The sequence below is a fragment of the Cognatundibacterium crateris genome (assembly GCF_010078235.1).
GTDB classification, from domain to species: domain Bacteria; phylum Pseudomonadota; class Gammaproteobacteria; order Burkholderiales; family Burkholderiaceae_D; genus Undibacterium; species Undibacterium crateris.
Map to the genome: position 1 here is coordinate 493,289 of NZ_JAABOS010000003.1, position 20,670 is coordinate 513,958.

A 20,670-nucleotide genomic window follows, 5' to 3' on the forward strand; every position below is an offset into this window, starting at 1 on the left:
TACGGCGATTGTCCCCTGCTTTACACGCTTTGCGACTGGCATAGCGGGCGTATCTGCTTCTGTATCAAACCGCGCTTAAAAAATATTTTTTCAGGATGGCGCTTTGGTGACGCGCTTTGCGTCTTTAGGGCATCAGGCCGGATTCCGTGCATTTCACCTCGCCAACAGGCGCCCGGGATCTCCGTCGAATGAATGGCATTTTCCATTCAGGCTTGAGCTTCATAAAGGGTGCATAGCGATGTCAGATACAGAGATAGAAGTTCCTTTGCCGGTTGCGCAGCGCTTACAGGCCGCGCGCGCTGCCTATGCCGACGCCGATCAACACTACCAGGCTTGCAATCAGGCTTTGCAAAGCCATCAGGCCGGGGTGCAGGCGATACAGCAGCAGGCGCAAGAGCAACTGCCTAAGGTGGTAGAGACTGTACGCCAGGAACTGTTGGCTGAACAGCTGAAGAAAACGCCGTGGAAGCCAGCCTTACTGCTTAAGGGCTTGCAACACCGCTTCCCGCTTGCGAACTGGGCTGGCTGGCTGTATCTGCTGGGTAGTATGTATTTCTTTGGTTTTTTCGGCATGATGCGGGTCAGTTTCACCTTTGGCCTGCCTTACTTATTTTCTGGTCTGGTCAGTTTCACGGGATTGCTGTTTGTCTGGCTGCCTTATATCGTGATGGTGCGCGCAGCCAGACGCGGCAGTGCGCTGCAAGAGCTGAAAAAGCCATATCAGCAGTTGGATGAACAATTGGCTAAAGCCAGTATTCACGTGCTGGCCTTTGCCAGCGCAGAATCCGGTGATCCTAAGTATCCTTACTCAGCTGTGATTTATCCGGGTGCAAACCCGTCCGAGCTGGGTTGCACCAGCTTCCGACTTGGACAGGTCGCCAGACGTTATCTGGGTGCCACGCTGCTGCAATTCACTGAGCAGGGGCAGTCAGCCCAGCCTAAGCGTGCCTGGCTGGCGTATTTGCCAGAGCAAAAAAAACTGCTGCTGGAAGGTGATCATCACTTCTTTATGGCAGAACGTTGTCAGTCACATTGGATAGGGCTGCTCGGCCAGCATCATACGAGTTTGCAACAGGTGGTTGCGGCCAGTCAGTCCATCCGCGACGCTTATCAGGTGCTGCAATCCGCACATCAGCAATTGCAGAAATGCGAACAACTGGTCAGTCTCTGGCGCGAAGTTGCGGTTCCGGATGCGCTGGCGGATAAGCTGATCAAGCTGGTCGATTTATTTGCAAGCCGCTCGGAAGTTTCACCCAAAGGTATTTTGCTGTACGGGCCACCCGGTACCGGTAAGACGACCATTGCAGAATTGCTCGCTAAGACAGCGGGCGTGCATTTCATGAGTGTCAGTGAATCGGATCTGAAAGGCAGTTATCAGGGGCATACCTCACCCAAAGTCAAAGCCGTGTTTGAAGCTGCGCGCAAACAGAGTCCTTGTATTTTGTTTGTCGATGAGTGTGAAGGCATCTTCAAGCGTCGTGGCGGAGCCAATTCAGGTGGTGTGAATTTTGATGACGAGCTGGTCAAGGAATTTTTGAGTCAGTGGGGCGGCATCGCCCAGGGTGGGCAGGTGATGGTGGTGGGTGCCACCAATCTGCGCGATGGTATTGATGATGCAATATTGTCGCGTTTCACCAGTGTGGTGGAAGTTGGTTTGCCGGATGCGCGTAACCGCGAAAAAATCCTGAAAGCAGAATTACTCAAGGCTAAGCTGATCGCCCCTGCAGAAATGAAATCCATCGTACGCGAAACCAGCGGCATGAGCGGACGCGACCTGCATCAGCTGGTGATCGCCATCGCGGCTGAGCTGGCGGGACGCAATGATCCGGAAGCAGCTGAAATTCTTAAAGAAGTCAGACGTCAGCGCGGTAAAAATTCCAGCGAGGTCAGTGATCTGGGCTGGGACGACATCGTTTTGCCTGAGCTGGTGAAAAAGTCGTTTATTCATCTCGGTAAGATGCTGCGCAATAGCGAAGAGCTGAAAAAGAGTGGCATTGATACCCCGCGTGGCGCTTTGCTGTGGGGCCCACCAGGCACTGGTAAGACCCAGCTGGCGCGGGTGTTGGCGAATGAGGCCGGATTGGCCTTTCTGACCTGTACCACGGCTGAGCTTAAGCAAGGCACGGTAGGCAGCTCCGGTAACGCGGTACGCAGTCTGTTTGAACGTGCGCGTAATCAGTCACCCTGCATCTTGTTCATCGATGAAATCGAAATTCTGGCACCGGCACGCGGTGCGCAGAACAGCAACTCGGCGACCGAAGAAGTGGTTGGCCAGCTGTTACAGGAAATGGATGGCGCGAAAAGTCATCAGGGTCTGGTGTTTGTACTGGCCGCCTCGAATTTACCAGATCAGATTGATAGTGCTGTGTTATCGCGTCTGGAGCAAAAACTGGAACTGCCTTTACCTGACCGTGGCGGTCGTGAAGCGATTTTACAGAGCTTATTGCGTAAAAAACCGCTGGGCTTTGATTTGCCTGAAGCAGCAGCGACACTGGGCAAAATGACGGAAGGGAAATCCGGACGCGACTTGCGTACCCTGGTCGAAGTCGCGGCACGCAAGGCCACTGAGCGCGCCCTGCTGAGTGGTGAGGATATTCACCCCGAACGCAATCCTGTTTGTCTGCAGATGGATGATTTGCTGCAGCAATTAGAAGACAGTAAGCAATCGACTAAGGTTGAAACTTTAAGCTGGGATGATATTGTGCTGCCGGATGAATTGCGGCAGCAGTTTGAAGCACTGGGTCGCATGATACGCAATGCGGAGCAGCTCAAGGCCAGTGGCATTAACGCACCGCGCAGCGCCTTATTGTGGGGGCCGCCGGGCACAGGTAAGACGCAGCTGGCCAGGGTACTCGCAAGTCAGTCTGGTTTATCCTTCTTTGCTCCTTCCACGGCTGAGATACAGAAACAATGGATAGGTCACTCGGGAACTGCTGTGAAAGCGATGTTTGACAAGGCGCGCAGTCAGTCACCCTGCATCTTGTTCATCGATGAAATGGAAATTCTGGCGGCCAAACGGGGTGAGCACAGCAAATCCTTTTCTGAAGAAATTATCGGTCAGCTGTTACAGGAAATGGATGGCGCACAAAGCAAGCAGGGTCAAGTGTTCGTACTGGCTGCGTCCAATCATCCGGAACTGATCGACCCGGCGGTGTTATCGCGTTTTGCCCAGAAAATTGAATTGCCTTTGCCTGACCTGGCGGCACGCCAGACAATAGTGCGGCAATTGCTGCGTGATAAACCGCTGGCCTTTGATGTAGATATTGCGAGTCTGGAACTGGCAGCGCGTACTGAGGGCAAGTCCGGACGTGATTTACGCAGTCTGATCGAAATCGCTTCGAATCAGGCCACCACCCGTTGTCTGCTACGTGGTGATATCGATCCCGTCACTAATCCCATCCGCATAGAATTGCCGGATCTGACCCGGCAATTAGAGGACGTGGTGACAAAGAGCGAGACCCGGTCCGTCGTATGATGCAAAAAAGGGAGCCTGCGGGCTCCCTTTTTTTGGGTCTGATTCTATGTCTGATTCTATGTCTGATTCTATGTCTGATTCTATGTCTGATTCTATGTCTGATTCTATGTCTGATTCTTTGCCGGATTCTGTGCATGATGCAAATTACTGCCCGAATCTGCTTATTGGCTATCGCTTATCACGCAGGCGGCTGATGATCGCGATCAGGACGCTTCCAAGGATCGATATGTGTCATCAGATTCAGCACCCTGTGTCTTTGCATCACGCGCTGACGTGCCAGCACCGCGATATCGTGACCCGCTTCAACGGTGATATTGGCATCGACTTCGATATGCGCATCGACCACGATCATGTCACCCATTTTACGGGTATGTACATCATGGGCATTGATCACGCCTGGAGTGTCGAGCAAGGTCAGGCGTATCGCTGCGACTTCTTCTTCATCGGCGGCGCGGTCCATCAGATCATGCAAGGCTTCCCAGCCAAATTCCCAACCCATGCGCGCCACCATAAAGCCCACGATCAATGCCGCAATCGGATCAAGTATCGGGTAGCCTGCCATATTGCCTATGATGCCCAGCCCGACCACCAGCGAAGAGGCCGCATCTGAGCGTGCATGCCAGGCGTTGGCCACCAGCATGCTGGATTTGACCTTCTGCGCGACTGCCAGCATATAGCGGAACAGCAGTTCTTTAGAAATCAGTGCCAGCCCGGCCACCCACAGCGCTATGCTGTGTACCTGTTGCACCGATTCCGGCGTTTCCAGCTTGCGAAAAGCTGACCACAGCATGCCACAGCCAACCGCCAGCAGTATCAGTCCCAGTACCAGTGAGGCCGCATTTTCAAAGCGTTGATGGCCATAAGGATGATCGGTATCCGCCGCTTTTTTGCTGTGATGGCTGGCCAGCAGCACCACAAAATCCGATATCAGATCGGACAGCGAATGAATGGCATCCGCAATCAAGGCCTGGGAATGGCTGAAGAAACCGGCCGCGAACTGTACGCTGGTCAGCACTATGTTGACCACGACGCTGGTCCAGGTGCTGCGGTTGCCAGCAGCTGCACGCTGTGCTGCGCCTAAGGGGCCATCCTGCCCGTCTTCGTGATCATCGTGAAATTCTTGGTTATCCATCTTTTTCCAGCTTGAGGGTTGGCGGGTCAGTGCAAAACTGTGCACACAGCGAGGTGACATGGGACAATGGCGAAGAGCCGCAGTTTTTAGCCGCCGCCCTTACGCTGCTCAGCAACGCATTTCAGTTTGAAAGGAACTCACATGATCATAACGCAAACCAGGCAATCTGGCCGCGCATGGCTCAGATCCGGCCTGAACCTTGGCCTGCTATTGAGCCTGTCATGCAGCGCAGTTCTGAGTGCCTGTAGCTGGAGTCATGCCGGCAAGGGGCAATCGGCAACCGTCATCCGCGACAGCATTGTGAATGAGCAGACTGTGTTGCAGGTACAGACAGCGACTCAGACCCTGCAATTGAGCCGGGCGCAGTTACTGGCTTTGCCTGAGGTGAAGACGATAGCGCTGGACTCCGATGTGGCCTATGGAGGTCGTCGCAGCTATCGTGCTTTGCCGTTGCAGACTTTTTATCCGGATTTGTCCAAGCTGAATTTGCAATTTACCGCGCTCGATGGCTTTGTCGTGACCTTGTCTGCCAATGTGTTTAATACCTCTGCGCGTCCCTGGTTAGCGATAGAGGATGCAGCAACTCCCTGGCCTGCGCTGGCGGCTGGTAAGCCCAGTGCCGGTCCGGTTTACCTGGTCTGGCAAGATACTGAGCATCAGGTGTCCAGCGAACAGTGGCCGTATCAGATTGCTAAAATCAGCCTGACGCAAACCCTGGAGCAGCGTTATCCGCAGCTATTGCCACGTGCCAGCGGCACACAGCAGACGCAGGCTTTACGTGGCATGCAGGTCTACACTAAAAATTGTGCTGCCTGCCACAGCCTGAATGGCGGCGGTGATGCCAGGCTGGGGCCGGATCTGAATCTGCCGCATAGTCCGGTTGAGTATTTTCAGGAAGGGATGTTGCGTCAGCTGATACGCAATCCGGCCAGCGTGCGCAGCTGGCCCGCTTCGGCGATGCCTGGCTTCAATCTGCAATCCTTGTCTGCGCAGGAGTTGGATGACTTGCTGCTGTATTTCAGGCAAATGGCGCAACAAAAAGAATAGGACTGACGCCAAAGTGCCCCGGCGGCCTGATGGCTCCTTGCCGGGACAATTTTGCGTCAGGCCTGAAAAGTGAAAAAATAAAAAAGCACAGCCCTGAATTGCTGACTGTGCCGTCTTGCCTGGCTGGTACTCAGGCGCTGGTATTGATCAGACGTCCAACCACCTGGCCGCTGCCATTGACGCTGGGCTTGGGTTTGTTTTCCTGAGCTGCACGCGCCTGTTGCAACGCATCGGCAGACTGCGTCGCCTGTGCGGCTTGTGCCACCTGCTGCGTCTGGGTTTCCGTCTTTACCTTCTTATCATCCTGTTTGACTTTGTTCAGCTCACTGTCGCGCTGTTTGAGTCTTTGCACATTGTTGCTATAGGTGTCTGCTTGCGATGACTGATTATTCACGCTTCCGATATTCATGATCTTTCCTTACTGACGCTCAATGTTGCGCTGTGTTGTGTAACTTCGCACAGGTGAGATTGAAATTTCCACTTGGAAATAAATTTCTACACCTAGGTATAGAAGAAAAACGTCCTGAATACAATGGAAAGAAGTTAATTTCTGGCTGCCCAGATTTGGTTTGGTAGTATTCACTATCACGGTAGTCATTTAAATTCCTGGACTTATCTGGCTTGACGAACGCATCTTAGCCCCGCCCTCATGCGTAAAAATAGTCGTCATGCAATTGCCATGCGGCATGGTTATACTTGCAGCCCTAACATGCTTGCTGAAGCAAACCTCATTTCGATTTTTATTGTCAGGAAAATACGTGCTGAATTCTTTACCCCGACTGCGCTTTGCCCCGGCGCTTTTCATTGCGCCTTTACTTACTTTACTGAGCGCCTGCACCCAGTTACCAAGCCCGTCTGCGACCAATACGGCAGCAGCTGCGCCTGCGACAATCAGCTATCGCGCGCCTTTAGCCGCACCGGTGATTCTGGTGTCTATCGATGGTTTCCGTCCTGATTACCTCAAACGTGGCGTTTCGCCTACGCTCAATGCGCTGGCCAGCCAGGGTGTGCTGGCGGATGTGATGCGGCCGTCATTTCCTTCGATTACTTTCCCGAATCACTACACCCTGGTGACAGGCTTACGCCCGGATCATCACGGCATCGTCGGTAACACCATGGTGGATGCGGCGATCCCCGGCGTGAAATTTACGCTGAGTAACCGTGATGCAGTGACTGATCGCCGCTGGTGGGATCAGGCTGAGCCGGTCTGGGTCACGGCAGAAAAAAATGGCGTGCGCAGCGCCACCATGTTCTGGCCTGGTTCGGAAGCAGCAATACATGGCGTGCGTCCCGGCGAATGGCGTATGTTTGATGGCAAGGTCACGCCGGATCAGCGCGTCGATACCTTGTTGGGCTGGTTAGATAAACCGGCTGCAGAGCGGCCTTCCATGCTGACTTTGTATTTTGATGATGTCGATCATGCCGGTCATGATGATGGGCCAGACAGCCAGATGGTGACTGAGGCGGTAGCACACGTGGACCGCGCGCTGGCACGTCTGGTCGCAGGGCTGAAGGCACGTCAGATCGAAGCCAATCTGGTGATCGTATCTGATCATGGCATGGCTGCGACCAGCGCACAACGCACTATCGTGCTCGATCAGCTGGTACCAGCTGCCAGCTTCCGTATGGTCAATAGCGGCACCTATGCTGCATTTGAAGCGGTACCTGGTAAAGAGGCAGAACTGGAAGCCGCTTTGCTAAAACCGCATGCCCATATGCAGTGCTGGAAAAAAGCCCAGATCCCGGCGCGCTTTGAATTTGGCCGGAATGCACGGGTTCCATCCTATCTGTGTCTGGCTGAAACCGGCTGGCTGATTTTCGGCGACCAGAATCCTAAGAACCGCAGCAATGGCGGCGCGCATGGCTATGACAATCTGGCACCGGAGATGGCTGCGCTGTTCATCGCCAACGGCCCGGCATTCCGCCCGTCGGCGCGTTTGCAAAGTCTGGATAATGTGGATGTCTATCCTTTGCTGATGCGCCTGATACAGGTCCCTGCGCTGGCTTCTGACGGTAAGCCGGAAGTCACGCAAGGCATTTTGAAGTAATCCGCTACGGCCTGCGGCGTTCAGACGCTGTAGGCTTGCATGCGGTTCAGGTATTTCACCAGTATCCGGTAGGTGTCGCGATCAAAGCGTGGCTTGCCGGATGCCAGCAAGTCCGGCACCTGGGCCAGCGTCTCGGCGCGACCCAGATAGCACCAGGCCTCGATCACATGATAGACCCCGGCTTCCTGCAGCAAGGCAGGTCCGGCAAATGGCCAGGCCTTGAGCTTCATCTCGGCCAGCGCTTCGATCAGACGCAGATTATGTTGTAAGGCGCTTTCCTGACCAACACAAGCGCCTTTACATTGCTTGAGCTGACGCGCAAAACAGGGCTTGCCATTGCCGCCTTTTTCCAGTCCCAGCGTGGCCGCACACAATTGATATTGTTTGACGGCTTGCAGTAAAAATTCACGTGCACTGGCACCGCTTTTAAACAAGCCATACAACTGCTCCTGCCTGCCGAGGTCCAGATCGCGGCCATACACCAGTTGCGGTTGCAGCAGGCCGCTGCCCAGATCGCTGAGGCGCCATGAGCAGAATTCGCTATTCCTGCGTAACTGGCGATTCAGGGTAGGCTGTTTTTCCTTGATCAGGCGCGCTTCGGTAATCAGCGCATCGATTTCACCCGCGCATTCTATCCATTCGATATCTCTCACCTGTTGGGAGATATTCATTTCCTTAGCCAGTGCATGATCAGCTGAGAAATGCGATAACACGCGCTGGCGCAAGGTATTGCTCTTGCCGACGTAGATAGGCAGCCGGTTTTCTCCATAGAACAGATAGACACCATACCCCTTAGGTAACTGGTCGACGATATCGGCATCCAGATGTGGCGGCAGCGCCGGGCGTGAACTCAGCTCTTTCACCGCTGCCAGCAAGGCGGCTTCGCCCGGCACCTGATGCAGCGCCTGCCAGAACTGCAGCAGTGCATCGGCATCGGTCATGGCACGATGCCGCTCGCCGACCACGATCTGATGTCTTTCTATGATGCTGTCGAGATTGTGTTTGACGAATTGCGGGAACAGCTTGCGCGACAGCTTGAGCGTACACAGCACCGGTGCGCGGTAAGACATCTCCAGACGGCGGAATTCGTTTTTCAAAAAACCGTAATCAAAGCGCGCATTGTGCGCCACCAGCATATGGCCTTGCAGCTGCGCCAGAATCTGCGGTGCCAGCTCGGCGAACAGCGGCTGATCCGCCACCATGGCATTGCTGATGCCAGTCAGTTGTTCGACGAAGGGCGGTATCTGGGTTTCCGGGTTGATCAGTTGTGACCAGCGTTCTATGTGCTCACCGTCAAAACGGATGATGGCGATTTCGGTAATCCGGTCACGGGTGGCGATCGTGCCTGTGGTTTCCAGATCCACAAATGCCAGAGGTGTTGCTAATTTGCTCAAGATGGGACTCAGTGTTCAAGATGTGGCGTCATTGTATCGCGTTAGCCTGCACGTGGCTTTCTCCTGTGAAATCTACCTGCGCTGTGGCCCGATAAAAAAACAAGTGCAGCAGGATTAGAGCTGCTATCCTAAAATATCACTTGCGTAACAAAAGTGTTTTTTATTACAGTCAATTTATAACTTTGTTAAGAAAGTTGCTACATGAGTAAAGGTTCATTCGCAGACATGAATTGCCCTATCGCCCAGACATTGGAGCAGGTTGGGGAGTGGTGGTCTTTACTGATTTTACGCAATGCGTTTTGCGGTATGAGCCAGTTCCAGGATTTTCAGAGTCATCTTGGAATCAGCACCAATATTTTGTCCCAGCGCCTGAGCCAACTGGTGGCAAATGGCATTCTGTCGCGCCAGCAGGCGGAGGATGACGGGCGGGTGGTGCACTATCACCTGACCGCTAAAGGCCAGTCTTTGTACCCGATTCTGGCGGCTATGTCAGTTTGGGGTGAACAGTGGGTGCCCCATCCTCAGGGGCCAAGAATGACGATCGTGGCCAGCGATACAGGAAAAGCAATCAGCGGTGTAGGCATCATCGCTGATGACGGGCGCGAATTGCGACCCGATCAGCTCGATACGGTTGCCGGTCCGGGCGCCGATGAAAAAACGCACATTTTGATGCGGATGAGAATGGAGACGATGAAATGACAACAGAAAAACACTGGCTCAAATCCTACCCGGCAGGGGTACCTGAGACCATAGACCCGGCACAATACAGTTCGCTCAATCATTTATTTGATGAGTCCTTCAGCAAATACGCAGCGCGTCCAGCCTATGTCTGTATGGACAAAGAGATGCGTTACAGCGAACTGGATGCCTGTTCGCGCCATCTGGCAGCCTGGCTGCAGCAACGCGGACTGGCAAAAGGCGCCAGAGTCGCGGTGATGATGCCCAATGTGCTGCAATATCCGGTCGCTGTCACCGCTATCCTGCGTGCCGGTTGTACCGTGGTGAATGTCAATCCTTTATACACGCCACGCGAACTCGAACATCAGTTGCGTGATGCCGGTGTTGAGGCCATTTTTATTCTGGAAAATTTTGCGATTACCCTGGAAAAAGTACTGCAGCAAACGAGCGTTAAACACGTCGTCGTTGCCAGCATCGGTGACATGATGGGCAGCCTCAAAGGTGCGCTGATGAATCTGGTGGTGCGTAAAGTCAAGAAACTGGTACCAGCCTTCAGTTTGCCGGGTTCCATCAGCTTCCGCACGGCGCTGGCGCAGGGCGCAAAACTGAGTTTGCAAGAAGTAGCGGTCACGCATACCGATATCGCTTTCCTGCAGTACACCGGCGGCACGACGGGCTTGTCTAAAGGTGCAACGCTGACGCACAGGAATGTGATCGCCAACATGCTGCAAAACGATGCCTGGGCAGGTCCCACTATGCGGCATGAAGCAGCGCAAGGCGCGCTGGTCACCGTCTGCGCTTTGCCGCTGTATCACATCCTGGCATTGAATGCCTGCATGCTGATGGGCATGCGTTGGGGCGCGATGAATGTCTTGATTCCTAATCCGCGTGACATGCCGGGCTTTGTAAAAGAACTCGCGAAATACCGCGTCAATTTTTTCCCGGGTGTGAATACGCTGTTTAATGGCTTATTGAATCAGCCCGCGTTTGCCAAACTCGATTTTTCCGGTCTGCGTATTACGCTGGGTGGCGGGATGGCGGTACAGGAAGTCGTGAGTGACCGCTGGTGCAAAGTCACCGGCAGCCCTATTCTGGAAGGCTATGGCCTGTCTGAGACTTCGCCTACTGCTACCTTGTGCCCGCCCGACCAGAATGGCTTCTCAGGCACCATAGGCTTACCCGTCCCATCTACCGAAGTGGCAATCCTGAATGATGAAGGCGAGCCAGTTCCATTCGGACAGGCAGGTGAAATTGCAATCCGGGGCCCGCAGGTCATGATCGGCTATTGGAACCGCCCGGATGAAACTGCCAAAGTCATGACCGACAGCGGCTATTTCAAGTCAGGTGACGTCGGCATCATGGATGAGCGCGGCTACGTCAAAATCGTGGACCGTAAAAAGGACATGATCCTGGTTTCCGGTTTCAATGTGTATCCAAACGAAATCGAAGCCGTCATTGCCGCCCATCCGGATGTGCTCGAATGCGCATGCGTCGGGGTCCCCGATGCGGTTTCGGGTGAGGCAGTGAAATTGTTTGTAGTGAAGAAAAATCCTGCGCTGACAACGGATCAGCTCATGGACTACTGCAAACAGCAGCTGACCGCTTACAAAAAACCAAAATACATAGAATTCCGCCAGAGCCTCCCCAAGACCAATGTGGGAAAAATCCTGCGCCGTGAATTACGCGATACACCCATCGCTGCTTGAGTGACACTGTTTAAAAATTTGTACTAACCGATTGTTTTCCCACGTATTTACTTCAAGGAGTTACAAGGATGGAAGCCAGTACTGCAGTTGTCTCAGAGTTGACAGTGGATCCGATTGTTTTAGATGAACGAAGCAGAAAGACGGTCAAAACCTTAATTAATGCTTCACACCGGAATTTGCTGTTTCTCGATAAAGTCGTCGATTGGGAAGCCGGCATCGATTTCTCTAAACCGCCTAAGCTGCCTGAATCCAGCTGGATTTATGGCACACCCTACTGGGATGGCTTGACGGAAGCGCAGCGCAATGAAGTGTTGTGGCTGGAAACCGGACGTGATGTCTCATATTTTATCTGGCTGGAGCAAACACTGCCTGAGCTGTATGTCGGCTATGTGAACAAATATCATGGCTGCATGAGCGATGATGTACGTGAATACCTGATGGTGTTTTCGCGCGAAGAAATCGTGCATACCCTGATGTTCCGTCGCTATCTGGAAGCAGCTGGTTTGCGCCTGTGGAGTCATCCGGAAAACATCCCCAACTACTCGCTGTTCGAACAGCAGCTGGCAGGTAAACATCCGGTCTACGGGATATGCTGGAATTTGCTGATCGAGTGGTTTGCCGAACTGAATTCTATCTACCAGACTCAGCATGATGGCATCGATCCGCTGACGCGTAAAATGTTCAGAGAACACCATACGGAAGAATTACGTCACATCGCTTTTGCCAAAACAGTTTGCGAAAATTATTTTGAAACTGCACCCGAAGGCGAACTGGAAGAAATGTGTGAATTTTTCCAGAAAGGTTATGGCTTTCTGCTGGACGAATACACTTACATGCCTGAAATCGCTCTGCATGCGAGTTTTCCATTTCCTATCCAGCCTGGCGACACAGATAAGATACGCGAAATCCGTCTCTCTCCAAATAATCAGCGCCTCAATGAACAACGTTTCCGCGACGTCCGTGAGTGGTGCCTGAAGTACAACATCATCAAGTAATTCTTACTCTTCCCTGGCAGTGACAAGTTTGGCGTTGTACACGTCAGGGAGTGTTTTTGCCGTCCTCTTTATACGGAAATGGATACATCATGATAGACCTGATTGAACACGGAAGCGAGATCATAGAATTACGCATCTCCCGTCCTCCGCTTAACCTGATCGATGTCACGGTGCTGAAAGCTTTGCGTAGCGCATTGGCAGAGGCAGAACATGCGGGCTTTCGCGGCGTTATGCTCTCGGGCGTGCCGGGTATGTTTTCTTCCGGGGTTGACATCGCCAGCCTGATTGATGCGGATCGCGCTACGGTGCGTGCATATTGGGAACAGGTTTTTTTATTAGCGATTGACATGGCGCGCTCGCGCTTACCAATTTTTGCCGCGATTAGCGGACATTGCCTGGCAGCGGGTGCATTGCTCGCAGTGTTTTGTGATTACCGCCTGATGGCCCGTGGTGGATGGCGCATCGGGCTCAACGAAGTTCAGGTGGGCGTTGCCTTACCCGCTTGTTTTCAATACGCAGTACGCCGCGTGGTTGGTGCGCTCAATGCAGAACGGCTATTGGTTTTTGGCCGCTTGCTGGAACCGGCGCAAGCACTGGAAATGGGACTGGTTGATGAGTTAGTCCATCCCGCTAATCTGATCACCAGCACGCGTGAGCGTTTACAAGAGTTACTGCTGATGCCAGCACATGGATTTACTGAGACACGTGCCATTGCACGCCGTGATTTGTGTGAGGTATTCGCGGACATGGATGCCTTACCACTGGATGAATTTGTGGATGCGTTTATGTTACCGGAAACACAGTCTGTGTTACGCCGTGTTGTCAGTCAAATGCGGCGCACCACGCTGAATGTCACATCTGTCTGAGTGGAGTCTGGTGATGAATCTGTATTTTCGTTTGATTTGGGTTTGGCTGAAAGCGCATTGGAAACCCGCCATCCGCATCGGTGACAGTATCGATATGCAGTTGACGGTTTTGCCGAATGACCTGGATGTGAACGGGCATATGAACAATGGCCGTTACATGACCATTATTGATCTGGCCTTAGTCGAATACATGACACGTGCCGGCTTGATGAAGCCAGCCTTGCAGCACGGCTGGCGTCCTATGCTTGGTGGTTCGATGATCGCATTCCGGCGCGGTCTGAAACCATTTTGCCAGTATCAGTTACGTTTTGCAGTCATGTGCTGGGATGAGCGCTGGACCTATATCCGTTTTGAATTCATCAAAGATGGTCAGCAGATGGCGTTGGGTCATACCAAAGGTGGCATCGTGGGACGAAATGGTATCGTCAGCAGCCGCGAAATGTGCCAGACCCTGGGCGTTAATCCTGAGTCGGCTGACTTCCCTCCTTCTGTCACGGCGTGGATAGAGGCAGATCGTTTGTTGCGCGCCTGATTTTTGCAAGCAAAGTGAGCTTATGAATCATTCTATGTCCATTGCGATTATCGGTGCCGGGCCCTCTGGTCTGTCCGCAGCAGACACACTCAGGCAACTGGGTTACCGGCATATCACCATCTTTGAAAAAAATCAGCGCGTCGGTGGCAAAGTCCATTCCGTGAGCAGCGCGGCGGGTGTGGTCGAGTTGGGTGCTGTTCTGGCTTCGGCTGAATGTGAACTGGTACTGGGACTGGCCAGACGGCTCAATATTCCGCTGCTGCCCTATCCGGCCCAGCAGCGCTATCTGGACGCGCAGGGACAGCGGCATGACGCGCTGTCCTGGTTGCAGCTACGTTATCCGCTGGCGCAGATACAGGAAGCGATACGCTGCTATGCGGCTGTACTCACGCAATTTGCTGACCTGTCTCAGGATAACTCGCTCATCGTGCATGAAGATTTGCTGCTGAGCTTAGATCGTTTCGCTGACAAATATGGCTTTACGCCGGTCGCAGAACTGGCACGTAGCATGCTGGTGGGATTTGGTTACGGCTATATCGAGACAGTACCTGCGCTGTATTACATGAAGCTGCTTGCCTGGCTGTTCAAGCCGGATGCACAGGGTGGCTTAGTTGCAGGCGATTTCTATATGTTCCCGACCGGATTCCAGTCATTATGGGAGGCAGTGGCAAGCGAGCATCAGGTTCACCTTGGCGCTGCTGTCACAGCGCTGCAACGTACATCCGATCCGGAAGGCCGCATTGTACTGACCATCAACGGTCAGGAGCGGCATAGTTTTGATGCACTGATCATTGCGGCTCCCTTGCATACACTTAAAGATTTTATGCCGCTGACGGAGGAAGAGCACAGTTTGTTTAGCCAGTTAAAGAGTACCCGCTATATCGTCAGCGCCTTTGCGGCTGATGGGCTGACAACCGGGGAATTTCTGTTTTTGCCGGAAAATGGACACGCGGCAGGTATCGGTCATATGAATGCCTGGGCAAACCGGAATCCAGCTGTTCCCGTTTATCTGGGGTGGCAAACCGCAGCATGGACATCAACCGTCGCGGAATTAGAGCAATACCTGGAAAACGATGTGAGCGCGCAGGGCGGGGTGTTGAAGCAGACCGTATTACGTCAGGAATGGGATTACTTTCCTCATGTGGATGCGGCAGAGATACGTGCAGATTATTTTTCCCGGATAGATCGTCTGCAAGGACAGGGACGCATCTATTTTGTCGGCTCCGCTTTAAATTTCGAAACGGTAGAACACAGTGCCCGTCAGGCGCGCGCGCTGGTGCAGCGTTGTTTTGGTATGCAAGCGCAATGCAATAATTCGTAGTGAAACGGAATTGTGGTGTGCAGTTTGGCCAGGGGCCTGTTAACATTTAAATTACGCATCTCGCAATTTAAATGTTAACAGACCCTGGAATCAGCAATTCTTTTTACACTCACAATCGATGATGATCACAAGTTTGCCTGAGGCACCTGCATCGGTGCTCGATGAAAAAGCGGCGGTGCGGTTCGGACAATATGCCGGAGCGCCGGAACGCATAGACTGGACAGGCTTAGCCCAGCCTTTTCGCCGCCACCCGGTATGGCAGGCGCTGCACCACAAGCACTGGAATTACGCGGCGCTGGCGACAGACGAGATTTTTTGTGGGATAGCGATTGTGGATGTGGGCTGGACCAATACTGCATTTGCCTATGTCTTTGACCGCCGTGCCAGGAAGATCATTGCCAGTTATAGCCAGGACGGCTTGCCCGGATTGACGGCGCGCTTACGGCCTCAGCCTGCGGCAGGTGCAGCCAGTCACTTTCAGTTCCTGCGCAATCGCATCCATTTTCAGCATGTGGCTGAGCGTAATCATTACCAGCTCTCGCTGGCTTGTGGTGATTTTCGGATAGAGGCGTACATGCTGGCCGAGGATGCCGCACGTCCCTTGTTTGCGGTTGGGACGGCAGAGGGAGGCACGGTGCATGCGACCTTGAAATCGGCAGGTATGCGTTTGCAAGGCAGCGTTAGCGTGGCCGGACGCCAGTTTGATTTGACCGGTGGAATTGGCAGTTACGACCACAGCAATGGCTTTCTGGGGCGGGAAACCGCCTGGCGCTGGGCTTCGGCGCATAGTCTGGGTCTGGGCTTTAATTTACAGGCCGGATATTTTGGGCAGAATGAAAATGCTTTGTGGCTCGATGGCGAACTCATCAAGCTGGGCGCGGCACATTTTGATTATCAGCCTCAACGTCTGATGGATAGCTGGCATATTGTTACCGATGACGGATTACTGAACTTACATTTTCAGCCGGAAGGTCTGCGCCAGGAAAACAAGAACCTGCTGATTGCAGCCAGTCGTTATGTGCAGCCTATTGGCTGCTTCAATGGCTGGGTCAAAGCGCATGCCTCTGCACCGGCACGGTCTGTGACGCAGCTGGTGGGCGTGACTGAGGATCATTTTTCGCGCTGGTAGGGTCGGTGACATTGCTGTAAGGACCCCAGCACCACTATCCGCACAAAGTTTGATCTGTTCGCTATAGCGAAAAAAGCAGGCGTGTTACAACCGCGTTTTCTTCCTGTTTTTCCTACGGCGGCGCCATCATGTTGACCTTACAGCTAAGTGAATTTTCTCTAGACCGTTTTCTGGCGGAATACTGGCAGCAGAAGCCTGTGCTGATACGCCAGGGTTTCCCGGCTTTTCGTGATTTAATCAGTCCGGATGAGCTGGCCGGGCTGGCCTGTGAAGCGCAGATAGACTCGCGTCTGATCAGTCGCCGTAACGGCGAGTGGCAGGCCGAGCGTGGCCCGTTTCAGGATTACAGTCATTTGGGCGAGCGCGACTGGACACTGGTGGTGCAGGCGGTCGATCACTGGTCGCCGGATGTGGCTGAGCTGGTACAGGCTTTTGCGTTTATTCCCAAATGGCGACTGGATGATGTGATGATCAGCTTCGCCGCACCCGGCGGCGGCGTCGGGCCACATATTGATTTATATGATGTGTTTATTTGCCAGGGCTCGGGCAGGCGCCACTGGCGGGTCGGCGATCGTGGCGCGCATCGCCAGTTCGCAGCGCATTCGGCGCTGCTGCATACCGATCCTTTCGCGCCCATCATCGATGCTGTGGTCGAAGCGGGTGATATTCTGTATATCCCACCCGGTTTCCCACATGAAGGCGTGAGTCTGGACAGTTCCATGAGTTTTTCCGTTGGCTTTCGCAGCCGCTCGGCCAGCGACATGCTGAGTGGCCTGGCGGATTACCTGATCGACCACGAACTCGGCAAGACTCTGATCAGCGATCCGCGGCGTGAGGCACATCAGCAGCAGGGTTATATCAATCGCAGCGATTTCGCCATGATACGGGCGCAGATGCAAAGCGTGCTCAATGACGATGCGCTGATGGCGGATGTAGTTGGCAGCCTGCTGTCGACCACGCGCAGCGAACTGGATTTGCAAGCGATGGAGCCGCCACTGGATGCGGATGAATTGCTGTGCGCCTTAGAGGAGCAGCAACTGCGCCGTACCGGTGGCCTGCGTTGCTTTTATCTGGAGCCACAGATCAGCGAGGGCATTTGCTACGTCGATGGTGAGCGCCATACTTTCGGCGCAGCCCTCAGCGAGGCGGTACGCGTACTGTGTAATCACGATGTGATCGGAATCGTGAATCTGGGTTCGGCCCTACAGCAGACGCAGTTCCTGACTACGCTGCTGCAATGGGTGAACCAAGGTTACTGGTACCTGGATGAGCCGGATTAAGCATAAAATTAAGCATGAAAAAACGCCGCTGGATAATATCTCAGCGGCGTTTTTTTAACTTTAGTCCTGCGTACTTACATCAGCCAGGTAAAGCGATCTGGTTATCGGTACTGAATTGGTAATCGCGGAATACATGCTCCGCACTCAGTAACTGATAGCTGCCATCCGGGTTTTTACGGGTGGTGTCTTTCAGACGATAAGTGGTTTGGCCACAAGTCCAGCATTTGAAGTTACGCATATGGGTACACAGACAGGTCTTGTCCATCACCACTACTTTTTTCGCATCCGGATGGGCAGCAACTTCGCGGTTATACGAAGTAATGTAGGCGCAATTGCCGTTGCCATCGAGCAGATAGCCATAAGATTCACAACCCGGACGCACGCCGTCGCCGATGGCCGGCGTATTTTTCAGCATACGCATAGGATAGCCAGTCGGGGAAATATGATTAACTTCGATATCCTGTTCGCTGGCTTTGAAATATTCCTGTTTCACATCGGCGGGTAAACCGCATTCATTGGTCACGGTAAAGCGGGTTGCAACCTGCACGCCAGCTGCACCGTTTTCCAGGAAAGCGACGGCATCGCTGCCGGTGAAAATACCGCCTGCAGCGATCAGCGGAATATCGAGCTGCTCAGCCTGCAGCCATTGATGAATTTCAGTGATGATGGTTTGCAGATCAAATTCTGCCCAGTCATCACCGAAGCCCAGATGGCCGCCAGCCAGCGGGCCTTCGACGATCACATAATCCGGCAGACGGTTGAGTCTGGCATTTTTACGCAGGAATAACTGCAGCGCGCGCAAGGAAGAGACGATGATGCCCAGTTTGGCCTCACGGAAGCGCGGATGATCAGCCATCAGACCAAAGGAGCTCAGATGCAGACCCGCACTCAGGGTGATGCCATCGATACCTCCATCCAGTGCGGCTTCCAGCCTGACCTTCAGGGTTTCACGCGGGCCGTTCATGGTCAGCTTTTCCATGCAGTTCACGAAAATCATGCCTGAGCCTTGTTTGGCTTCCATGGTTTTCCCTACATGCAGGCGGGTTGCTTCGGCCAGATGCTCGAGGTTGAATTTAATCTCCGTTTTGTCGGAGTTATTGATGTTGTACTTATAGAAGCGGGTTTTTTCTTTGATATAGCTGGTGTCAAAACGACGGTCTGACACATCATGCACCATGGCATCAGAAATATGTCCGATACCACCCAGGCGTGCGGCGACCAATGCCAGTTCAGCAGTGGAAATGTCCACGCCCATCCCACCTATCATGATAGGAACCAGTTCATCTTTGCCTAGCTTCAGGCGGAAATCATCTACTCGTTTCATTGCTATCCTTGACACATTGAGCTCAAAAGTCGCACCTGGTTACGGGGTCGCGCATCCGGTGAAGCCGCCTGCCAGAGCGGCGGCGCCCCAGATTGTATGCCAGCCTACGACGTGATTGTGAATAATTTAGCGGGTGGGATTGCTTATTTTTTGTGCAGTCGGCACGTCGAATCGATACAAAAAAAGTTGCATAAAAATAATCATCTCCGATGTTGTGAACAGCTAAGCGATGAAGACATGTAATTGTCTAGAGTTAGACTGTTTTCTCTAATTTAATTTCTTTGCCTGGATGAAAGAAATGCTGGCGACTAAGCTGAAAACGCATCCCATAGCAGAAATTTTTTTTCTGCTGACTTGATTTCCATCAAGCGATTTTGCGCAGATTTTACCTGCACTGCAAAAAATCTGCTGCAGCCTAATCTGCCTGAAAACTATGTCAGGCGTATGAAAAAACTTAGATGTGACTCCCTAGTGATTCGGATTGAGGCAGAAGCTGAAGCGCAGTTCAATAGCGACTCTGTCTTACCCATGGTGCTGACGCGGCGATCCCGTCGTCAGCATAATTTGAGGACAGACGTAAGGCCGTTTGCATGATGTGATGGCGTTTGCCTGATCATCCTGGTGCGATGTTGCCAGGGGTTCTGCTGCCATACTTTGTGAGAATTGGATTGCGTCCGTTCTTTTGATTGTGTTTTTTGTTTTGAATCCAAGGAAAAACAATGAAATCAGTCTTCAAAGTGACAGCGCTCACGCTCGCTCTGTGCGCCAGTTTGCCAGCTTCAGCATTTCAGCAGGAAACCCATAGACGCATCGCTATTGATGCCGTCAACTTCATGAAAAACAATCCGGGCAAAACCAATTTTGCCAAATTGCAGGCCGGATTGAACAAAGCAGGTATTACCCTGGATCAGTTTGCCACCGCCATGGGCCAGGGTGCCTATGATGTGGATGATTTTGCTGACACCTATTTGTGTGGCGCCACCACTGGCAGCTGTGTACTGGCACCGGTCTGGGGCGCTGCACAAAGCATCGTGAAATACACGTCTTACTGGCATTTTCAAAACCATACTGCAGGTGCCGATGTGCATGGCAATCCGTTTGGCGGCTATAACTATGCCAAGCTGACTGTTGCGGGTGATATCGATAAGCTGGCGGCCACCTGGCTGGTGGGTGATTATCTGGATGATGGTCCTGGCGGCCTCAAGGGCTGGTTTGGCGACAGCAGCAAATACAATAGCTATGGCATCACGGAAGCACGTTATCGCCACGGCGGCTACTCCACACCGCAGCAATATGCGGATTTTGAAACTGCACCGTTTCAGCCTATCGACAATCTGGCGCAGTACTGGTTCCAGCAATTCCTGACTAAGCCCAGCTTGCAAAGCCTGGGTTTTGTGATGCACTCGACTGACTTGCTGCAACCACACCATACCTGGACTACTTCGGCCCGTAATCACTCGGGCTGGGAGCAATGGGTTAATGACTATTACTACAGCCAGAATCTGAACGACAGCGCATTGGTTAACGCTGCACTGGCCGACTTCACACCGCTGAGCGCAACAGCGACTGACATTCGTCCTTTGCTGACGCAGGGCGGTACTTACTCGTATCAGAATGGTGGCATCGTATTGTCATCGACCGATCAGAATGACCGGGTACAAGTCGCTAAAAAAGTGGTACCGCATGCGATTGCAATGATGGTGCATGTGCTCAACCGTGCGGCAGAACGTCTGGCGAACTAAG

At 53.0% G+C, this 20,670-nt stretch carries 16 protein-coding genes; 12 read left to right on the forward strand and 4 right to left on the reverse strand.

What is annotated here, in order from left to right; all coding sequences use genetic code 11:
- Positions 1-238: 238 nt before the first annotated feature.
- The gene (locus EYB48_RS08190; RefSeq protein WP_162019832.1) at positions 239-3,475 is read left to right on the forward strand and encodes an AAA family ATPase; all 3,237 of its coding nucleotides are present in this window, start codon (positions 239-241) and stop codon (positions 3,473-3,475) included.
- A 178-nt stretch (positions 3,476-3,653) separates the two neighbouring features.
- Here the strand turns inward: EYB48_RS08190 and EYB48_RS08195 are convergent, their stop codons facing one another.
- Positions 3,654-4,607 carry a cation diffusion facilitator family transporter gene (locus tag EYB48_RS08195; RefSeq protein ID WP_162019833.1) on the reverse strand — a complete coding sequence of 318 codons (954 nt, stop codon included), beginning with the start codon at positions 4,605-4,607 and terminating at the stop codon, positions 3,654-3,656.
- A 141-nt stretch (positions 4,608-4,748) separates the two neighbouring features.
- On the opposite strand from EYB48_RS08195, the gene EYB48_RS08200 reads away from it, so the two are divergent.
- Entirely contained in the window at positions 4,749-5,654 is a 906-nt protein-coding gene (locus EYB48_RS08200; RefSeq protein ID WP_162019834.1) for a c-type cytochrome, read from the forward strand.
- A 130-nt stretch (positions 5,655-5,784) separates the two neighbouring features.
- On the opposite strand, the gene EYB48_RS08205 is transcribed toward EYB48_RS08200, so the two are convergent.
- Entirely contained in the window at positions 5,785-6,063 is a 279-nt protein-coding gene (locus EYB48_RS08205; protein WP_162019835.1) for a hypothetical protein, read from the reverse strand.
- Positions 6,064-6,412: 349 nt separating this feature from the next.
- Between EYB48_RS08205 and EYB48_RS08210 the strand changes: the two genes are divergently transcribed.
- Positions 6,413-7,702 carry an alkaline phosphatase family protein gene (locus EYB48_RS08210; RefSeq protein ID WP_328823310.1) on the forward strand — a complete coding sequence of 430 codons (1,290 nt, stop codon included), beginning with the start codon at positions 6,413-6,415 and terminating at the stop codon, positions 7,700-7,702.
- 20 nt (positions 7,703-7,722) lie between these two features.
- Here EYB48_RS08210 and EYB48_RS08215 read toward each other — a convergent pair whose 3' ends face one another.
- Positions 7,723-9,096, reverse strand: a complete 1,374-nt coding sequence (locus EYB48_RS08215) for a 3'-5' exonuclease family protein (RefSeq protein ID WP_162019837.1) — start codon at positions 9,094-9,096, stop codon at positions 7,723-7,725.
- A gap of 201 nt (positions 9,097-9,297) precedes the next feature.
- On the opposite strand from EYB48_RS08215, the gene EYB48_RS08220 reads away from it, so the two are divergent.
- The 8 genes from EYB48_RS08220 (at position 9,298) to EYB48_RS08255 (ending at position 17,603) form a co-directional block, all read left to right on the forward strand.
- The gene (locus tag EYB48_RS08220) at positions 9,298-9,795 is read left to right on the forward strand and encodes a winged helix-turn-helix transcriptional regulator (protein ID WP_162019838.1); all 498 of its coding nucleotides are present in this window, start codon (positions 9,298-9,300) and stop codon (positions 9,793-9,795) included.
- The gene (locus EYB48_RS08225) at positions 9,792-11,480 is read left to right on the forward strand and encodes a long-chain-fatty-acid--CoA ligase (protein WP_162019839.1); all 1,689 of its coding nucleotides are present in this window, start codon (positions 9,792-9,794) and stop codon (positions 11,478-11,480) included. The genes EYB48_RS08220 and EYB48_RS08225 overlap by 4 nt, the downstream gene beginning before the upstream one ends.
- Before the next feature lie 68 nt (positions 11,481-11,548).
- Positions 11,549-12,475 (forward strand): diiron oxygenase, encoded by a 927-nt coding sequence (locus EYB48_RS08230; protein ID WP_162019840.1) that lies wholly within the window; start codon positions 11,549-11,551, stop codon positions 12,473-12,475.
- Positions 12,476-12,564: 89 nt separating this feature from the next.
- Entirely contained in the window at positions 12,565-13,341 is a 777-nt protein-coding gene (locus tag EYB48_RS08235) for an enoyl-CoA hydratase/isomerase family protein (protein ID WP_162019841.1), read from the forward strand.
- 13 nt (positions 13,342-13,354) lie between these two features.
- On the forward strand, positions 13,355-13,873 hold the full coding sequence (locus EYB48_RS08240) for a thioesterase family protein (RefSeq protein WP_235934970.1): 519 nt from the start codon (positions 13,355-13,357) through the stop codon (positions 13,871-13,873).
- 22 nt (positions 13,874-13,895) lie between these two features.
- Positions 13,896-15,194, forward strand: a complete 1,299-nt coding sequence (locus tag EYB48_RS08245) for a protoporphyrinogen/coproporphyrinogen oxidase (RefSeq protein ID WP_162019843.1) — start codon at positions 13,896-13,898, stop codon at positions 15,192-15,194.
- Between the two features lie 118 nt (positions 15,195-15,312).
- On the forward strand, positions 15,313-16,323 hold the full coding sequence (locus EYB48_RS08250) for a DUF2804 domain-containing protein (RefSeq protein ID WP_235934971.1): 1,011 nt from the start codon (positions 15,313-15,315) through the stop codon (positions 16,321-16,323).
- Positions 16,324-16,451: 128 nt separating this feature from the next.
- The gene (locus tag EYB48_RS08255; protein WP_162019844.1) at positions 16,452-17,603 is read left to right on the forward strand and encodes a ribosomal protein uL16 3-hydroxylase; all 1,152 of its coding nucleotides are present in this window, start codon (positions 16,452-16,454) and stop codon (positions 17,601-17,603) included.
- A 79-nt stretch (positions 17,604-17,682) separates the two neighbouring features.
- Here the strand turns inward: EYB48_RS08255 and EYB48_RS08260 are convergent, their stop codons facing one another.
- Entirely contained in the window at positions 17,683-18,927 is a 1,245-nt protein-coding gene (locus EYB48_RS08260; RefSeq protein WP_162019845.1) for a nitronate monooxygenase, read from the reverse strand.
- 719 nt (positions 18,928-19,646) lie between these two features.
- Between EYB48_RS08260 and EYB48_RS08265 the strand changes: the two genes are divergently transcribed.
- Positions 19,647-20,669, forward strand: coding sequence for a phospholipase C/P1 nuclease family protein (locus tag EYB48_RS08265; protein ID WP_162019846.1), 1,023 nt, complete (start codon positions 19,647-19,649; stop codon positions 20,667-20,669).
- Position 20,670 lies beyond the last annotated feature (1 nt).